The 17802-nt window shown below is 36.6% G+C and carries 19 protein-coding genes, 1 tRNA gene and 1 other RNA gene; 14 read left to right on the top strand and 7 right to left on the bottom strand.

What is annotated here, in order from left to right:
- Positions 1–25: 25 nt before the first annotated feature.
- Entirely contained in the window at positions 26–604 is a 579-nt protein-coding gene (gene mog, locus J3U57_RS00910) for a molybdopterin adenylyltransferase (RefSeq protein WP_267343566.1), read from the bottom strand.
- A gap of 206 nt (positions 605–810) precedes the next feature.
- On the opposite strand from mog, the gene J3U57_RS00905 reads away from it, so the two are divergent.
- Both J3U57_RS00905 and J3U57_RS00900 read left to right on the top strand, forming a co-directional pair.
- Positions 811–1737, top strand: coding sequence for an ABC transporter ATP-binding protein (locus J3U57_RS00905; protein ID WP_267333305.1), 927 nt, complete (start codon positions 811–813; stop codon positions 1735–1737).
- 11 nt (positions 1738–1748) lie between these two features.
- Entirely contained in the window at positions 1749–2519 is a 771-nt protein-coding gene (locus J3U57_RS00900; RefSeq protein WP_267333306.1) for an ABC transporter permease, read from the top strand.
- Positions 2520–2570: 51 nt separating this feature from the next.
- Here J3U57_RS00900 and J3U57_RS00895 read toward each other — a convergent pair whose 3' ends face one another.
- From J3U57_RS00895 to accB, 3 genes are all read right to left on the bottom strand, one after another.
- Complete coding sequence (locus J3U57_RS00895) at positions 2571–3209, bottom strand: bifunctional 4-hydroxy-2-oxoglutarate aldolase/2-dehydro-3-deoxy-phosphogluconate aldolase (protein ID WP_065798822.1); 639 nt, start codon at positions 3207–3209, stop codon at positions 2571–2573.
- 69 nt (positions 3210–3278) lie between these two features.
- Positions 3279–4625 (bottom strand): acetyl-CoA carboxylase biotin carboxylase subunit, encoded by a 1347-nt coding sequence (gene accC / locus J3U57_RS00890; RefSeq protein WP_267333308.1) that lies wholly within the window; start codon positions 4623–4625, stop codon positions 3279–3281.
- Between the two features lie 29 nt (positions 4626–4654).
- Positions 4655–5119 (bottom strand): acetyl-CoA carboxylase biotin carboxyl carrier protein, encoded by a 465-nt coding sequence (accB, locus tag J3U57_RS00885; RefSeq protein WP_267333309.1) that lies wholly within the window; start codon positions 5117–5119, stop codon positions 4655–4657.
- A 368-nt stretch (positions 5120–5487) separates the two neighbouring features.
- On the opposite strand from accB, the gene J3U57_RS00880 reads away from it, so the two are divergent.
- The 6 genes from J3U57_RS00880 (at position 5488) to J3U57_RS00855 (ending at position 11798) form a co-directional block, all read left to right on the top strand.
- The gene (locus tag J3U57_RS00880) at positions 5488–6534 is read left to right on the top strand and encodes a rod shape-determining protein (protein ID WP_065634343.1); all 1047 of its coding nucleotides are present in this window, start codon (positions 5488–5490) and stop codon (positions 6532–6534) included.
- 138 nt (positions 6535–6672) lie between these two features.
- Positions 6673–7515: a rod shape-determining protein MreC gene (gene mreC, locus J3U57_RS00875; RefSeq protein ID WP_267333310.1), complete on the top strand. Its 843-nt coding sequence runs from the start codon at positions 6673–6675 to the stop codon at positions 7513–7515.
- Complete coding sequence (gene mreD / locus J3U57_RS00870; RefSeq protein WP_065634345.1) at positions 7502–7987, top strand: rod shape-determining protein MreD; 486 nt, start codon at positions 7502–7504, stop codon at positions 7985–7987. The genes mreC and mreD overlap by 14 nt, the downstream gene beginning before the upstream one ends.
- Positions 7988–8001: 14 nt before the next feature.
- Entirely contained in the window at positions 8002–9477 is a 1476-nt protein-coding gene (gene rng, locus J3U57_RS00865) for a ribonuclease G (RefSeq protein WP_267333311.1), read from the top strand.
- 148 nt (positions 9478–9625) lie between these two features.
- Positions 9626–11080, top strand: coding sequence for a metalloprotease TldD (tldD, locus tag J3U57_RS00860; RefSeq protein WP_267333312.1), 1455 nt, complete (start codon positions 9626–9628; stop codon positions 11078–11080).
- Between the two features lie 31 nt (positions 11081–11111).
- Positions 11112–11798, top strand: coding sequence for a DedA family protein (locus J3U57_RS00855; RefSeq protein WP_267343565.1), 687 nt, complete (start codon positions 11112–11114; stop codon positions 11796–11798).
- A 1-nt stretch (position 11799) separates the two neighbouring features.
- Here the strand turns inward: J3U57_RS00855 and rnpB are convergent.
- From rnpB to J3U57_RS00840, 3 genes are all read right to left on the bottom strand, one after another.
- An RNA gene (gene rnpB, locus J3U57_RS00850) (RNase P RNA component class A) lies at positions 11800–12191 on the bottom strand.
- A gap of 206 nt (positions 12192–12397) precedes the next feature.
- Entirely contained in the window at positions 12398–12760 is a 363-nt protein-coding gene (gene bamE, locus J3U57_RS00845) for an outer membrane protein assembly factor BamE domain-containing protein (RefSeq protein WP_267343564.1), read from the bottom strand.
- Between the two features lie 215 nt (positions 12761–12975).
- The gene (locus tag J3U57_RS00840; protein ID WP_065634350.1) at positions 12976–13239 is read right to left on the bottom strand and encodes a helix-turn-helix domain-containing protein; all 264 of its coding nucleotides are present in this window, start codon (positions 13237–13239) and stop codon (positions 12976–12978) included.
- A gap of 177 nt (positions 13240–13416) precedes the next feature.
- Between J3U57_RS00840 and J3U57_RS00835 the strand changes: the two genes are divergently transcribed.
- From J3U57_RS00835 to prmB, 6 genes are all read left to right on the top strand, one after another.
- Positions 13417–13773: a DNA-binding protein gene (locus tag J3U57_RS00835; RefSeq protein WP_065634351.1), complete on the top strand. Its 357-nt coding sequence runs from the start codon at positions 13417–13419 to the stop codon at positions 13771–13773.
- A gap of 69 nt (positions 13774–13842) precedes the next feature.
- Positions 13843–14379, top strand: coding sequence for an RNA chaperone ProQ (gene proQ, locus J3U57_RS00830; RefSeq protein WP_267333315.1), 537 nt, complete (start codon positions 13843–13845; stop codon positions 14377–14379).
- A 9-nt stretch (positions 14380–14388) separates the two neighbouring features.
- Entirely contained in the window at positions 14389–16461 is a 2073-nt protein-coding gene (prc, locus tag J3U57_RS00825) for a carboxy terminal-processing peptidase (RefSeq protein WP_267333316.1), read from the top strand.
- 34 nt (positions 16462–16495) lie between these two features.
- Positions 16496–16585 (top strand): YnhF family membrane protein, encoded by a 90-nt coding sequence (locus J3U57_RS12725; RefSeq protein WP_416379566.1) that lies wholly within the window; start codon positions 16496–16498, stop codon positions 16583–16585.
- A gap of 70 nt (positions 16586–16655) precedes the next feature.
- Positions 16656–16743, top strand: a tRNA-Ser gene (locus tag J3U57_RS00820).
- A gap of 154 nt (positions 16744–16897) precedes the next feature.
- Positions 16898–17791 carry a 50S ribosomal protein L3 N(5)-glutamine methyltransferase gene (prmB, locus tag J3U57_RS00815; RefSeq protein ID WP_267343563.1) on the top strand — a complete coding sequence of 298 codons (894 nt, stop codon included), beginning with the start codon at positions 16898–16900 and terminating at the stop codon, positions 17789–17791.
- Positions 17792–17802 lie beyond the last annotated feature (11 nt).

Genomic DNA, 17802 nt, shown 5'->3' with positions numbered 1-17802 from the left:
AATTATGCATAATATTTGCATAAAATCAATTATCTGATTTTATGCTGCTTTTGGGTCTAAACGATTTGACGATGTGTTCATGCGTTTCAATATAAGGCCCTTCAAGAAGATCTATACAATAAGGAACACTGGCAAAAATTCCATCAACTAGGCTATTGCCCTCACTATCTTTAACACCTTGTAGTGTTTCTTGAATAGATTTTGGTCTACCGGGCAGATTTAATATTAAACATTTTTTGCGAATAACGCCGACTTGCCTTGATAAAATCGCTGTTGGCACAAAATGCAAGCTAATTTGACGCATTTGTTCGCCAAAGCCCGGCATGATGCGATCGGCAATAGCTAACGTGGCATCCGGCGTGACATCCCTCAAAGCCGGACCGGTACCGCCAGTGGTTAAAACTAAGTGACAGTGAAAATTATCAACTAAGTCACATAATGTGCTTTCAATCAAAGGTTGTTCATCAGGAATAACGCGATTTTCGGTTTCAAACGGGGTTATCAGTGCGGTTTTGAGCCATAATAACAAAGCCGGTATTCCTTCATCTGCATAAATACCTTGCGATGCCCGATCTGATACTGAAACCAGTCCAATTTTAATCATATTTTTTATTCCTTCAAATTTAAAACTTACCTATCAAATCTTAGTATTTTAGCAACTTGCGTTAGATTTAGTGTCATTTGTTCTTTGTGATATCCTAAATAATACTAAAAAGACCTTTACAACTAAAGATTATATTGTCAATATTTCCCTTCTAATAAATGCAATAGCATAATGTAAATAATAATCTATTTATTTAGGATATTTTCATGTCATCAATACCTGCACTAGAGTTAATTGAGCTTAAAAAAATTTACAAAAATGGTGTGCAAGCGTTAAAAGGCATTAATTTGACAGTACAAGCCGGTGATTTTTATGCATTACTCGGTCCTAATGGTGCGGGTAAGTCAACCACGATAGGCATTATTAGCTCACTGGTCACTAAGACATCGGGCCAGGTTAAAATATTTGGTTATGACTTAGATAATGATATCGTTAATGCAAAAAGACAATTAGGGCTAGTCCCGCAAGAGTTTAATTTTAATCAATTTGAAGAAGTGCTACAAATAATAACTAACCAAGGTGGTTATTATGGATTGCCGCGTAAATTAGCTTTAGAGCGTGCTGAAAAATATTTACGGATTTTAGATTTGTGGGATAAACGCCATAGCCGCGCTTGTATGTTATCAGGCGGAATGAAAAGGCGGTTAATGATAGCTAGAGCATTAGTGCATGAACCTAAACTTTTAATTCTAGATGAACCCACCGCGGGCGTTGATATTGAATTAAGACGTTCAATGTGGGATTTTTTACGCGAGATTAATCGCCAAGGCATTACAATTATTTTGACTACTCACTACCTGGAAGAAGCGGAAATGCTATGTCGGCATATCGGTATTATTCAACATGGCCAATTAATTGCCAACTCTTCTATGCGTGATTTGCTCGCTAATAGTCAATCTGAAACCATTATTATTGATTATATTCCAACCAAGGAACCAATTACCTTAGAGGGTTATCAATTTTCAAATATTGAATCAGGCATGTTAGAGGTAAAAGTTAATAAACAGCTTGGTTTAAATCAATTATTTGAACAGCTTAATCAACAACAAATCAAGGTGATAAGTGTGCGAAATAAAGCAAATCGATTAGAAGAGTTATTTGTCGATCTTTTGCATCATAGTGAGCAGGGATAGGGGAACGTTAAATGAATCATTTATATTGGATTGCATTAAAAAGTATTTGGCGTAAAGAAGTCACTCGGTTTTTAAGAATATGGGTGCAAACTTTGATTCCGCCAGTTATTACAATGTCGCTTTATTTTATTATTTTTGGTAACTTAATTGGATCGCGTGTTGGTGATATGGGCGGATTTAATTATATGGCATTTATTGTGCCGGGACTTATTATGATGTCTGTCATTACTAACTCATATACTAATGTCTGCTCGTCATTTTTTAGTGCCAAATTTCAACGAAATATTGAAGAGTTATTAGTTGCCCCTGTGCCTACCCATATTTTAATTTGGGGATATGTTGGTGGGGGCGTTATGCGTGGGATTTTAACTGGTATATTAGTGACAATCGTATCGTTATTTTTTGTTCGCTATCAAGTTCATTCTTGGCTTTTTGTTGTATGTACGCTGCTGTTAACGTCAATTTTATTTTCACTTGCAGGACTATTAAATGCAGTGTACGCAAAAACCTTCGATGATATTAGTATTATCCCTACTTTTGTGTTAACTCCATTAACTTATCTTGGTGGCGTATTTTATTCAATTAGCATGCTACCTACTTTTTGGCAATGGGTATCGAAACTAAATCCTATTGTTTATATGATTAATGGTTTTCGCTATGGGTTTTTAGGGGTGACAGATGTATCATTGTGGATCACTTTTTCAATGCTAATTTTATTTGTAATAGCACTTTATATCATGGTATGGAATTTGATTGAAAAAGGAAAAGGATTACGTAGTTAGTTTGATCGTTTTTATCAATTAACCGCCGACAAATGTCGGCGTATTAGTATCTTATTGTGCACCAGCAACAGCTTGCTGTGCCATTTCAGTAATTTTAGCAAATTCACCTTTTGCTATTGCATCAGTTGGAATAAACCATGTTCCACCAACACAAAGTACATTATCAAGGGCTAAATAATCGCGGTAATTTTTTGGATTAACGCCACCGGTTGGACAAAACTTCATATATCCACAAGGGCCAGCAAAAGCTTTTAATGCCGCTACGCCGCCATTGATCTCAGCTGGGAAAAACTTCAATGCCGTTAACCCATACTCTTGAGCAGTTAGTAGTTCAGAAATGGTTGCAATACCTGGAATAACTGGAATTGGTCCCTCGACTGCGGCTTTTAAAATAGCGTCGGTAATACCGGGAGTTATGACGAACTCAACACCAGCATCAGTCACTTGTTTGAGTTGTTCAACAGTGGTCACAGTACCTGCACCAACGACCGCTTCGGGTACTTCTTTGATAATTTTCTTAATCGCATCAAGAGCACAAGCCGTTCTTAATGTAACCTCAAGCACTTTTACTCCACCTGCGATTAATGCTTTGGCTAGTGGTACCGCATCTTCTAAGCGCTCGATAACAATAACCGGTACAACCGGGCCGAGTGTTAAAATATCTTCAGCGCTTTTTTTCCAGTTTTTCATTTGCTTCACCAATTCTTTATCAATATTAAATATGACACTAATCGCTAATAACGTAGCGATTAGTGTTTACTACTCATAAATACCTAATTTTTTCTCTAAATAATGAATATTCGTACCACCTTTTAAGAAGCCTTTATCATTCATAATTTCGATATGCAAATCAATGTTGGTTTTTATCCCATCAATGACTAATTCAGCTAAGGCATTTTTCATACGTGCAATTGCAACCTCACGCGTTTCACCATAAGCAATTAATTTACCGATCATTGAGTCATAATAAGGTGGAACAGTGTAGCCAGCGTAAATATGAGACTCCCAACGAATACCAAAACCACCAGGCGCATGAAAACGGGTAATTTTACCTGGTGAAGGCATAAAGGTTTTTGGATCTTCAGCATTAATACGGCATTCAATGGCATGACCAGTAATATGAATATCACTCTGTTTTAATGATAGTGGCTGACCTGCTGCAATTGAAATTTGCTCTTTGATCAAATCTACACCCGTAACCATTTCGGTAACAGGATGTTCAACTTGAATACGGGTGTTCATTTCGATGAAATAGAATTCACCATTTTCAAATAAAAACTCAAATGTACCCGCACCACGATAACCGATTTCAATGCAGGCATTAACGCAACGTTCACCAATGAATTTACGCATTTTAGGTGTAATACCTACAGCTGGCGCTTCTTCAACAACTTTTTGATGACGTCTTTGCATTGAACAATCTCGTTCACCCAAGTAAACCGCGTTACCTTGACCATCAGATAGTACTTGTATTTCAATATGGCGTGGATTTTCAAGGAATTTTTCCATATAAACCATATCATTATTAAAAGCTGTTTTTGCTTCTAATTTTGTCATTTTAATCGATTGTTCAAGATCTTTTTCTTCTCTAACAATGCGCATACCACGACCACCGCCGCCACCTGATGCTTTAATAATGACAGGATAACCAATTTTTTTAGCAATTTGTTTATTGGTATTCATATCATTGCCTAATGGCCCATCAGACCCTGGCACACAAGGTACACCTGCTTTTTTCATGGCATGAATTGCCGACACTTTATCACCCATTAAACGAATGGTGTCAGCTTTAGGGCCTATAAAAATAAAGCCTGAACGCTCAACTTGTTCAGCAAAGTCCGCATTTTCTGACAAAAACCCATATCCAGGATGGATAGCTGCCGCACCCGTTACTTCAGCAGCAGAAATCAATGCTGGAATGTTAAGATAGCTTTTAGCAGAAGCTGCTGGACCAATGCAGACGGTTTCGTCTGCAAGTAAAACATGTTTTAAATCTTTATCTGCCGACGAGTGAACTGCAACAGTTTTAATACCAAGTTCTTTACAGGCTCTCAAGATACGTAAAGCGATTTCGCCACGATTAGCTATAAGAATTTTATCAAGCATATTCAATCTCTTAATTTTTTAAATGAATATTATTCAATGATGAATAGTGGCTGATCAAATTCAACTGGTTGACCGTTTTCAACTAAAATAGCTTTAATTGTGCCTGCTTTTTCTGATTCAATTTGGTTCATCATTTTCATCGCTTCAACAATACAAAGTACGTCACCAACATTTACAGTTTGACCCACTTCAACAAACGCTTTTGACTCTGGACTTGGTGTGCGATAAAAAGTGCCTACCATTGGCGATTTTATAGTCGTGCCAGTAGGCGTAATCGGATCAGCTTCAGTAACAACAACATCGGCTGCTGCACTAGGTGCAACGACAACTGGGGATGCTTGAGGAATTTGAATATTTTGTATTGGCGCAGAATAGTTTGTAGCTGGAACAGAACGACTAATTCGTACTGACTCTTCACCTTCAGAAATTTCAAGCTCTGAAATACCTGATTCTTCAACTAATTCAATTAATTTTTTAATTTTGCGTATATCCATGAATTACACCGTGTTTATTTGATATAAGTAACAATTATTTTAATGCATCCTTAATATCTTAAAAGAGATCTTTTAAGTCGATAATAAGGCAGTAACTCAACATTAACGCGGAAGCATACACTGTAAAACCGATTTTGTCATTATATATCTCCTTTACGATCTGTTGTTATACTATTTTCTAGGTATTATTTTATAATTGCGATACAATAGTAACACTTAATTATTATTGAAGCTGGTGGTGTTTTAAAAGCATCAAATAGTATATTATTTAGCCTAATATTGCTTTTAAAGTATATAATTTATACAATGCGTTGCTTCAAATACTCACTAACATTTAAACACGATTAATTCTAGGAAGAGTTTTCATTATGTTCAAAAAAGTTCGCGGCATGTTTTCAAATGATCTATCGATCGATTTAGGTACAGCTAATACTCTTATATATGTAAAAGGTCAAGGTATTGTACTAAACGAACCTTCAGTTGTTGCTATTCGCCAAGATCATCGTACTGGCACACCTAAAAGTGTTGCTGCTGTTGGGCATGCTGCGAAACAAATGTTAGGACGTACGCCTGGCAATATAGCAGCGATTAGACCAATGAAAGATGGCGTGATTGCAGACTTTTCTGTTACCGAAAAAATGTTACAGTATTTCATTCGCCAAGTGCATAGCCATAGTTTTTTAAGACCAAGCCCGCGTGTGCTTGTTTGTGTACCAGTTGGCGCAACGCAAGTTGAACGTCGTGCTATTCGTGAATCAGCCTTAGGCGCAGGTGCGCGTGAAGTCTATTTAATAGAAGAGCCAATGGCAGCAGCAATAGGTGCCGATTTACCGGTTTCTGCACCAACCGGTTCAATGGTGGTCGATATTGGTGGTGGTACGACTGAAGTTGCGGTTATTTCATTAAATGGTGTAGTTTATTCTGCATCTGCACGAATTGGCGGTGACCGCTTTGATGAAGCAATCATTAATTATGTTCGACGTAATTATGGTGCACTAATTGGTGAAGCAACTGCTGAACGTATTAAACATGTGATTGGTAGTGCTTATCCTGGTGATGAAGTGCTTGAAATTGAAGTTCGTGGTCGTAATCTTGCTGAAGGGGTGCCGCGTAGCTTTACATTAAATTCTAATGAGATTTTAGAAGCACTACAAGAGCCATTAAGTGGTATTGTAAGTGCGGTTAAAGTTGCCTTAGAGCAATGTCCACCAGAACTAGCGTCTGATATTTCAGAGCATGGTATGGTATTAACCGGTGGTGGTGCATTATTACGTAATATCGATAAACTATTGTCAGCTGAAACCGGTATTCATGTTGTTGTGGCTGAAGACCCACTAACATGCGTTGCGCGAGGTGGTGGCAAAGCATTAGATATGGTTGATATGCATGGTGGTGATCTATTTAGTGAAGAGTAAAAGTTCAAACAATGTTAACTAACTCTTAATTAATGAAATGATTAGTAAATATACCTCTCATTTTTCCGCCGACATTGTCGGCGGAGTCATATCTTAAAATAATTAGATCTTGAGTCTATTACAGGTAAGTACTGAACAATGAAATTGCTTTTTTCTAAACGTTCGCCTCTTAGTGTACAATTATTTATGTCTTTGGCTATGTCGTTAGCTTTAATTGCATTAGATATAAATTATCGTCCTTTTAAAGAAGTTCGTTATTATTTAGATACGATTATTTCCCCTTTATATTACATTTCAAATGCTCCCCAAGCCACGCTTGATGGGTTTTATGAAATGTCAAAAACACGAGAAACATTAGAAACAGAAAATGCAAAACTGAATAATTTGTTGCTTGAAAAAAAAGCAGATTTATTATTACTTGATCATCTCAGACATGAAAATAATCGGTTAAGAGAATTACTGGGATCTCCGCTCAGACATGATGAACATAAAATGGCGGCACAAGTTTTATTAGCAGACACAGATCCGTATGTTTATCAAGTCGTTGTAAATAAAGGTCAAAATGATGGGGTTTATGTTGGTCAACCGGTAGTTGATGAAAAAGGGATTGTTGGGCAAATTTATCAAACCGCACAGACAACTAGCCGAGCGATTTTAGTGTGTGATTATCAACATGCCATTCCGGTACAAGTATTAAGAAACGATATATCAATGGTGGCGGTAGGGAATGGTTGTAGCAATGATCTAACGCTTGATTTTTTACCTAACAATGTTGATATTAAAGTTGGCGATGTACTTGTCACTTCAGGACTTGATGGTCGCTTTCCTGAGGGATATCCCGTGGCTGTGGTGAGTTCAGTTAAACTCGATATTAATGATTCAACGCCAATTATTTCGGCAACACCGACAGCGGATTTAAAACGATTACGTTATCTACTATTATTATGGGGAGATCAAGGAGTAAAACATGAGGGGTCATAATGGCATATTATTTATTTGGCTAACATTATTTATTGGATTATGTTTACAAATTATACCATGGCCACCAGCTTACAACATGTTCAAACCTCATTGGTTTATGTTAATTTTAGCCTATTGGTTAATTGCACAACCTTACCAAGTCGGTATTGGCACCGCTTTTTTATTTGGTCTAATGATAGATTTATGTTCGGGTACTTTTTTAGGTGTACACGCGTTTATTTATTCATTTATTGCTTATTTGCTTGTTTTTAAATATCAGTTACTTCGTAATTTAGCATTGTGGCAACAATCTTTTATAATAATTGCGGTTTCTGTTTGCTATAATGGATTAGTGTTTATATTTCAAGTTAGTATTTATCATATAATTTCGATGTCACCTTATATCTTATTATCAAGTTGTGTGGATGGCTTTTTATGGATATGGATATATCTACTCTTACGACGAATAGCACGGAACTTTGCAATTAATTAAAGGAAACGCTCTTTATGTCTGTTGAATTATTAATGAATGTGACACCGTCAGAAACTCGTGTAGCTTATATTGAAGATGGTGTTTTGCAAGAAATTCATGTCGATCGTGAATCACGTCGTGGTATTGTCGGTAATATATATAAAGGTAAAGTCATTCGAATTTTGCCAGGTATGCAAGCTGCATTTGTTGATATTGGTTTAGAAAAAGCGGCTTTTTTACACGCTTCAGATATTATGCCGCATACTGAATGCGTTTCTTATTCTGAGCAAGAACAATTTCAAGTTAAGGATATTTCTGAACTGGTTCGCCAGGGTCAAGACTTAATGGTACAAGTAGTCAAAGATCCCTTAGGTACAAAAGGGGCAAGACTCACAACTGATATTACCTTACCTTCGCGCTATTTGGTATTAATGCCGGGGCAAAATTCAGCGCATGTCGCCACTTCACAGCGTATTGAAAGTGAAACAGAGCGAGAAAGACTTAAACATATTGTAGAACAATATGTTACGCCAGAAGGTGGCTTTATTGTTCGCACAGCAGCTGAAGGTGCTAACGCACATGAACTTGAACAAGATGCTAATTTTCTAAAACGGTTGTGGAAAAAAATTCAAGAACGAATGGCTCGCCCGATTAGTAAAAATTTAGTGTATGGTGAACTTGAACTATCACAACGGGTATTGCGTGATTTTGTGGGTGATCCGATAGAGCGAATATTGGTCGATTCAAAGCAAACCTATGATCTACTTATTGAGTTCACTCAAGAATTTATGCCTGAAGTAACAAGTAAATTATCGCACTACCGTGGCAGTATTCCGATTTTCGATCTTTATGATACTGAAAACGAAATTCAACGGGCATTGGATCGCAAAGTTAAATTAAAATCGGGTGGTTATTTAATTATTGACCAAACTGAAGCCATGACAACCATTGATATCAATACAGGTGCTTTTGTTGGTCATCGCAATTTAGAAGAAACGATTTTTAATACTAATATTGAAGCAACTATTGCCATAGCTCGACAGTTACGCTTACGTAATTTAGGCGGAATTATTATCATTGATTTTATTGATATGCAAGAAGACTTGCACCGTGAGCGAGTATTGCAATCTTTACAAGATTTTTTATCGAAAGATAGGGCAAGAACAACAATTAATTCGTTTTCGGCATTGGGTTTGGTTGAGATGACACGCAAACGGACGCGTGAAAGCATCGGTCACATTTTATGCGAGGAGTGTCCAGCATGTAAAGGCAGAGGTATGGTCAAGTCCGTTGAAACAGTTTGTAATGAAATTTTACGTGAAATTGTCCGTGTCTATAAAGCTCATCGTTCTGAATACTTTTTGGTTTATGCATCATCGGCTGTCGCGAATGCTTTAACTACAGATGAATCACATGCTCTAGCCGAAGTCGAAATATTTGTCGGTAAGCGAGTGGAAGTTAAAGTTGAACCGCTTTATATTCAAGAGCAGTATGATGTGGTATTGATGTGATAATTGCTATTTCATCACAATACTCCCGGTCATCATGCTTGTGTTTTATTATAACGATTTGAAATGTGTAATAATAACCCCATTATAAACAAAGATGAAAAACAATTAGCTAAATAACGAATGTGATAAAGTACAGATAAAGGAATTTATGATAATTACTCAAGTGAGTGAACGGTTACTCAATCCCAATAACCTAAGCCACCAAGACCTTTTGAATTTGCTTGATATATTAAGTTCAAGACAAATTGATTTTGGTGATTTATATTTTTTGTCTGGTTACTATGAAAGTTGGTCGCTTGAAGATCGAATTATTAAAAATGCTTCTTTTCATCGTGATCAGGGCGTAGGCGTTCGTGCAATCGTAGGTGAAAAAACTGGATTTGCTTATACAGATCAACTCTCTTTAAACCGTTTAGAGCAAAGTGCTTTAGCCGCTAATTCAATCACTAAACAACAAACCCCAATTGTTGTAACGCCGTTTAAACAAACAGAAGCTGTTGCTATTTACCCAGCTATTAATCCAATTAACTCTTTTTCACAAGAACAAAAAATAGCACTATTAAAGCAAATTGATGCATTAGCACGTTCAATCGATCCAAGAGTCATTGAAGTTTCCGCGAGTTTAATTGGTAGTTATGAAGATATTTTAATTGCAGCAACAGATGGATCGTTGTGCGCTGATGTTCGGCCGTTAGTGCGTTTATCTGTTTCAGTAATAGTTGAAAAAGATGGTAAACGAGAGCATGGCAGTAGTGGTGGTGGTGGGCGTTTTGGTTATGAATATTTTTTAACCACCAATCCTCAAACCGGTGAAAGTATTGCCGATAGCTATACTCGCGAAGCGGTAAGACTTGCGTTAGTATCGCTATCGGCAAAAGCTGCGCCAGCCGGCACAATGCCTGTTATTTTAGGTGCCGGTTGGCCTGGTGTGTTGCTACATGAAGCGGTAGGTCATGGTTTAGAAGGTGACTTTAATCGTAAAAATAGCTCCGTGTTTTCTGGTAAGATAGGCGAGCAGGTCACTTCAGAACTTTGTACGATTGTTGATGATGGTACCATCGAAAATCGACGTGGTTCACTTTCGATTGATGATGAAGGTACACCAACTCAAAAAACGGTTTTAATTGAGAATGGTGTTTTGAAAGGTTATATGTTTGATAAGCTAAATGCTAAGTTAATGGGATGCCATTCTACCGGTAATGGTCGCCGTGAAAATTATGCTTGCTTACCTATGCCAAGAATGACCAATACTTACATGCTAGCGGGTAATTCAACATTTGATGAAATCATTAGTAGTGTAGATTATGGGCTATACGCACCTAACTTTGCTGGCGGACAGGTTGATATTACATCCGGCAAATTTGTATTTTCTGCATCAGAAGCATACCTCATTGAAAAAGGCAAAATTACCCATCCAGTTAAAGGCGCGACATTAATAGGATCGGGCATTGAAACCATGCAACAAATTTCAATGGTAGGGAATGATTTATCACTCGATTCCGGTGTAGGTGTTTGCGGTAAAGCCGGGCAAAGCGTACCTGTCGGTGTTGGACAACCCACTTTAAAAGTGGATAATTTAACGGTTGGTGGTACTATAAATTAGTCATAACTAAATAAGTGAGATATAAAAATAGATGGAAACAATCATTACACTTTATCAAGCATTTGTTCATATGGATATTGCAACACTTTCAAATCCCAATGTGTTATGGATATTATATGGCATGCTGTTTGTCATTATCTTATTAGAAAACGGTGTGTTACCCGCGGCATTTCTACCCGGTGACAGTTTACTGTTTTTAACCGGTGTATTGATAAGTCTTGATGTTTTTCATTTTGGTCTTATAAATTTAATTTTGATTGCCGGCGCCGCTTTTGGCACATGGCTTGGTTATGCACAAGGACGTTGGTTGGGAAATACCAAAATTGTGCAAAATTGGATGGCGCATTTGCCAGAAAAATATCACCATAAATCAGAAGTACTATTCCATAAATATGGATTACAAGCTTTATTTATCGGTCGATTTATTGCTTTTGTTCGAACACTATTACCCATGATGGCTGGTTTATCAGGTTTACATAGCCGTAAATTTCACATCTACAATTGGGTTAGTGCAACATTATGGATATTTTTGATTGTCACATTAGGTTATCTATTTGGATTATCACCAATTTTTAAAACCTATGAAAAACAGATCATGTCTTTATTAATGTTAATACCGGTATTTTTATTGGTGCTAGGTTTAGTCTTTTCGATTTGGTTAGCAGTAAAACGTTGGTTAAATAATAAAAAACAAGCAAAGCAAGACGGCAAAAAATAAAAGTTGAAATTAACCGATAAGCCGGGTTCTGTCGTGGACAATCATTCCTCTAGGCTAATACTCACGCATTAGCTCAAGCAGTCTACCCGGATTCAACGCGGGCCGCGCCAATGAATCCCTATTTGACCTTGCTCCGAGTGGAGTTTACCGTGCCACAACTGTTACCAGTTGCGCGGTGTGCTCTTACCACACCCTTTCACCCTTACCTGATCTTATTTAAACAATAAGCCATCGGCGGTATACTCTCTGTTGCACTAGTCGTGAATGTTCGCTCTCGCCAACATCCCCCAGGCGTTACCTGGCACTCTGCCCTATGGAGCCCGGACTTTCCTCCCCTCTGTTTGTCTCCTTTAAAAAGGACTACAACAAAGCAGCGATTGTCTGGTTAATTTCGTCCATGAGTATAGCCTAATGCATAATTTTGTCCAGCTCTGTCTTGGACTTGATTAAATAAATGTTGAATGTTTAGGCATTTAAAAATGATTAACGAATAAACAGGCCTAATAACAAGGCGCTAATCAATAGGGGGTAGTCTGTGAACTATTTTAATTACTAGCACATCAAAAAGATGCGCTAGCTTTTGTATTAAGATAAATCAATTACCATTTTTTCTGTCTTTCATTTTCGTCGTAATTAAACCAAGTTACAACACCGTTTGAAATTAGCACATCAAGTGTTCCTTCAAGAATATTATATTGGGTTTCGCCAATGAGCATATGACTGGTAGAGCTTTTTTTAGTATATTTATACGTCCACTGGGTCTCGTTAGCATTAATGACCTTTCTACTCGTTGGTTCGCCAAATAATGAAATTATCTGTGATTCGGTGGTTGCACCTTCAACGATGTGACTGACTTTTTCTTTACTTAATGGTGTGCCTTGTTCGACAAAATTCTTTTGACTACAGCTTGAAAGGATAATAATTGAAAATAGTGCGATAATGAATTTACTTATATTTTTCATGGTATTGTTACCTGACAACTAACATAATTTTTGAAGTGTCAATAATAACACATGCTCGTCAACGTTCAAGATGAGCGCATTTTTTAATTTTGAAAAAATCAAATTATCATTAATCAAAGAAATTGGTCGATTTTATGTAAATATGGAAACTATATGTGTTTTACTGTTTCCATATTTTCCGCGTATTTGTTATTAATGTACAATAATTTTTATTTTTAGTCTTTATTTTGTCTTAGGACGCGTTTTATTGGTTGGTTTGTATTTGAATTAATATAACGACTAGGCCAGATCTCATGAGGTTGTAAATTGAGAGCTTGAGCTATAATAACTTCGCCTTTAGTCCAGGGTCTAACTAACGCATTACTCAATGTTGATGAACTCAAACCCGATTGTCGGGATAGATTTGCCAGGGTCGTTCCTTGTTTTTTTAAGGCGGCAATAATGTCTGCAGGGTGCCAATCACTAGACTTTATTTTCATTTTTTATTTCCTCTTAGTTTATAACCTTGTGCATCTATGTTATGCTTTGATGTTACTAAAACAAGTAAGTTTACAATTGAACTTTAGTTATTAATAATTATGTTTCTTAATTTATTGTATCAAAGTTTCTTTAATTTCTGTAATTTTTTCTTATTGTGCTAAAATAGGATAGTGAAAATGAAAGAATGGTTCTCGTCAAAAGAGCTATCAAGCATTGCAGGGATGCCATCAACGATACAAGGCGTCAATCGAAAAGCTAGAGCCGAAAAATGGACTTCACGAAAAAGAACGGGTGTTCGTGGTAAAGCGCTAGAGTATCATATTGCCAGTTTACCGTTAGTTGTCAAAAAAGCACTGTATGCAGAAGAAGAAAGTGCAAGCTACGTCGTATCACCTATCGAACCTTTTCAACTATGGATGATTGCATTTGAACAATTATCGGATGATGAAAAATCTATCGTTGCATCTTGGTTAATGCGTAATGGTATTAAAGATTTTATTACTTTTATTAATAAACAGAAAAAAGATAATTAGTGTTATTGTTTAAGCTGAGATATACTTTAACGCTAGTAAAATTCAATTTAGTTGCTAATGGAATTACCAATGGAAAGTCAGTTTCAATTAACAAATAGTAAAGAGATTATTGCATATTTAGTCGAACAATTTCCTAATTGTTTTACGCTTGAAGGCGAAGCTAAACCTCTCAAAATAGGGATATTTCAAGATATCCTTTCTCGTTTGAGCGAAAGTGAAGTTCTGAGTAAAACCAAACTTCGTGTTGCATTGCGTGCTTATACGATGAGTTGGCGTTATTTATATAGTATTAAAGCGGGTGCTAATCGAGTTGATTTAGATGGAAATCCTGATGATATTATTAATGAAGAACAAGAACAATACGCCCAACAACAGTTAAAAGAAAGTAAACAAAAAGCCAAAGAAAGAGCGAAAGAAAAACGTAAAAATTCTCGCCCACCAGTCAAAAAACCGAAGGCTTTAAAAGTGGGTGACTTTGTTAAAGTATTATTAGGCAATAAACCATTAAGAGTTCAAATCATTAATATTGAAAAAGAACATATTAAGGTGAATGTCGGCTCTGGCATGGAATTAACTGTTAAACCTGAGCATATTATTACCAAATAGAGAATTTGCATGAATAAATTACTCAAAGTTGTTATCAAATTAAGCCTTGTTTTATGTATTGTTAGCCAAAGTACGCAGGCTAAGCAAGTTAATAACGAGCAAATACCTGTTCTTAAACAAGATGATATACACCAAGTTGTGGCGAGAAGAGTTACTAACTATTTTACTCAAGCACATTATCGTAATTTTGCTTTAGATGGTGCTTTTTCGGCTAAAATTTTTGATCGTTATTTCAAAATGCTTGATGGTAGCAAAGCAATATTTATTCAAAGTGATGTGGATAGTTTTCGAAATAGGCAAGATTCGCTTGGACAAGAATTATTAGATGGTAATTTGAAAACTGCATACGATATTTATAATCTCGCCTTACAAAAGCGTTATGATCGTTATAAGTATGCTCTTGAGGTTTTGAAGCGCCCAATGGACTTCACCAATAATGACGAAATTGATTTTAAACGTGAAGATATTGCTTGGCCAACTTCTGAAAAAGAACTCGATGCCTATTGGGATAAACGTGTTAAATATGACGAGCTCAGTTTGTCTTTATCTGGTAAAAATGAAGCACAAATTCGTGAAGCACTAACCAAACGATATAATCGTGTTATAAAAACCATTTTACAATCCAATAATGAAGATGCATTCAAAGTGTTTATGAATGCTTTTGCACGTGAAATTGATCCGCATACCAGTTATTTAGCACCGCGTTCAAAACGTGATTTTGATTCTGAAATGAGTTTATCGTTTGAAGGTATTGGCGCAACGCTCAGCCAACAAGATGATTATACTGTCATCATGTCTTTTGTCACTGGTGGGCCGGCTGAAAAAAGTAAGTTGCTAGCTGTTGGCGATAAAATTATCGGTGTTGGTCAAAAAAACTCAGCTATTGAAGATGTTATCGGTTGGCGTTTAGACGATATTGTCGATAAAATTCGTGGTCCAAAAGGTACAGTAGTTAGATTAGAAATTTTACCAGCAGGTAATAATAGTAAATCTAAAATTATTGAACTAACGCGAGATAAGATTCATTTTGAAGATCGTGAAGCCAAATTAAAAATTATCAATAATGAACGTGGAAAAGTGGGTGTTATTGAGATTCCAAGTTTTTATATGGGTTTAACAGATAAAGTCCACGATCTATTATTGCAAGCAAAAAATGAACAATTGCAAGGATTAGTTATTGATTTACGTGATAATGGCGGTGGTTCTTTAGCTGAAGTTATTACCCTAACGGGATTATTTATTGACAATGGACCAGTAGTACAAGTTCGCGATAATTTACAAAAAGTTGTCGTTTACGACGATAAAAATAAAGGTGCCGACTATGCAGGCCCTATTGTTGTAATGGTCAATCGATATAGCGCTTCGGCTTCTGAAATTTTCGCCGCAGCCATGCAAGATTATGGACGCGCTGTTATTGTTGGTGAAACAACTTATGGTAAAGGCACGGTACAAACTTCTCGTAATATTGCCTATCCTTCTGATTCAAGATTACATCCCAATTGGCCTGAACTTGGCGGTGTGCAATATACTGTACAAAAATTTTACCGTATAAACGGTGGCAGTACCCAACTGAAAGGGGTTGAGCCTGACATTGAAATGAGTAAAACTAAATATATGGACGAAACGGGCGAGCGGTTCTTAGATAATGCTATGCCATGGGATAAAATTCCTTCGTCTGAATATTTGACTGTTGCTAATGTTAAACCGCTTCTACCTGATTTAACGGCTAAGCATTTAACGCGAATAGCTAAAAATCCTGAATTCATCTATCTTGAACAAGATATCAGTGATTTTAATAACAAGAAGGATCGTCAGTATATTGTTTCGTTGAACAAAAAATCGCGTGAAGCAGAGCGAAAAACTTATGATGATCGTGATCTAAAAAGAATGAATGAACGCTTGGCTCGTGAAGGAAAACCAGCCATCGCTAAATTAGACGATTTACCTAAGGACTATAAAATACCCGATGCTTATTTAAATGAAGCGATTGAGATTCTATTAGATTTAGCGCCTAACTATCCAAAAATTGATGTTAGTCAACCCGTAAGTGGATTTATTTCATTAGATCAATCAATTAAATAAAGCTGGGTTCAACAAATAATTGGAGATAATAAACATGTGTACAAATTTGAAATTTGCTTTAGTAACTGTTGTCGCTATACTAGTTGTTTTAGCCGCATTTGGTACTATTGTTGTAATGAATTAAAAAGCTTGATTAATTAGCTTGTGATCATTATAGTATGCAACCTGCTTTAATTAGCGGGTTGAGAAATTTTGGTGAGGTGTCCGAGTGGTTGAAGGAGCACGCCTGGAAAGTGTGTATACGGCAACGTATCAAGGGTTCGAATCCCTTCCTCACCGCCACAAATTTTTATTATTTAGTCATTGAAGGATAAAAGCCGTCAGGTTTTAACTGTCAGGAGTGACTTTCAATGTTACTTTGACAATTTGCATTCACGTTAACAAGACCGAAAGTGACGAGTAGAACCTTCCTCCTCCTAGAATATTTGGAGCCATTATGGAAAACTTACGCACTGTTCAGGACGTTATACGCTGGACAACCTCCCAATTTAGCCAGTCTGATATCTATTTAGGTCATGGAACTGATAACCCGATTGATGAAGCCAAGCAGCTTATTTTAACAACATTAGGTTTATCATTATTTATTCCGCCAGAATTTTATGCCAGCAGTCTTACTGAGTCTGAAAAACAACAGTTACTGGATCTGATTCAAAAACGCATTGAAGATCGGGTTCCAACGCCTTATTTAACCAATCAAGCTTGGTTTTGTGGTCACCAATTTTATGTTGATGAACGGGTGTTAATACCGCGCTCACCAATTGGTGAATTAATTGATAATCACTTTTCCAACTTGTTAACAACTGAGCCAAAATTAATATTAGATATGTGCACAGGCAGTGGTTGTATTGGTATTGCCTGTGCATATGCATTTCCTGATGCGCAAGTTGATATTTCTGACATATCATTAGAGGCGTTAGATGTTGCGCAAACGAATATTGAATTACATGAAATGCAATTTCAAGTAACGCCGATATTATCGGATTTATTCGATAATCTGCCGGTTAAAAAATATGATGTTATTGTTTCAAATCCTCCTTATGTTGATGACGAAGACATGCGTGATCTCCCTGATGAGTTTTTATATGAACCTAAATTGGCATTAGAAGCGGGCGTTGATGGCTTAGATCTTGTGAAAAGAATTTTACGTGATTCCGTCAATTATCTAACACCAAATGGTGTTTTAATATGTGAAGTAGGAAATAGTTGGATCAGTTTGCAAGAACAATATCCTGATATTCCATTCAATTGGATAACGTTTGAACATGGTGGACTTGGTGTATTTTCAATATCGTGTCAAACCTTAATAGAATTTCACCACTATTTTAAATAATGTGTTATTAA

It is taken from the genome of Gilliamella sp. B3464, assembly GCF_026536145.1.
Lineage (GTDB): Bacteria > Pseudomonadota > Gammaproteobacteria > Enterobacterales > Orbaceae > Gilliamella.
The sequence above is the reverse complement of the archived record's forward strand: the minus strand, read 5'-3'. Positions and strand labels throughout refer to the sequence as shown.